Source organism: Actinomadura napierensis (assembly GCF_039529375.1).
Classification (GTDB): domain Bacteria; phylum Actinomycetota; class Actinomycetes; order Streptosporangiales; family Streptosporangiaceae; genus Spirillospora; species Spirillospora napierensis.
This window is the reverse complement of the sequence record NZ_BAAAMR010000457.1, coordinates 1-502: the sequence shown is the minus strand read 5'-3', so window position 1 is coordinate 502 and position 502 is coordinate 1. Positions and strand designations below refer to the sequence as shown.

At 41.4% G+C, this 502-nt stretch carries 1 protein-coding gene; it reads right to left on the bottom strand.

The genetic code is table 11. From position 1 onward, the window contains the following. Positions 1–502: Ig-like domain-containing protein (locus tag ABD296_RS50460; protein ID WP_344285912.1), on the bottom strand; the 502-nt coding region annotated here is incomplete at both ends.

The following is a 502-nucleotide window of genomic DNA, read 5'->3' as shown; positions in this document are numbered from 1 at the left end:
GCCAGCCAACGATAACAATGCAAGATAAGTTGCACTACCCAATGCTCTGTCATCTTCGATGAGATGAGGCTCAGCAGCAATTGCAGCATTTACAGCGTCATCCACTGCTGTAATCGTTACAGTAGCAGGTTGTGATGGATCAGCTGCATCCCAATTCATATCCACAACTTTACTATCTAGATGTACATAGAACGTAGCTTGTGAAGTTATATTAGAAGCTGGGTCTAACAAGGTATAAGTAAATTGATCAACCTGACCTAATCCAGCACTATCAGCATTTGGCGTATAGGTATAATCACCATTTGCATAGATGAGTAAAGTACCGTGAGTACCAATAATCTCAGTTGGAGATGCACTTACTGCAACACCATTGACTTCACTGATAATACTGTTAGGTGTAGCGATATCAACATCACCATTCGTATTTGGATCAGAGATTAGGTTGCCATGAGCTGCTACGACATCGTAACCAGTAATAACCGCTGGGTTATAGACATCTACA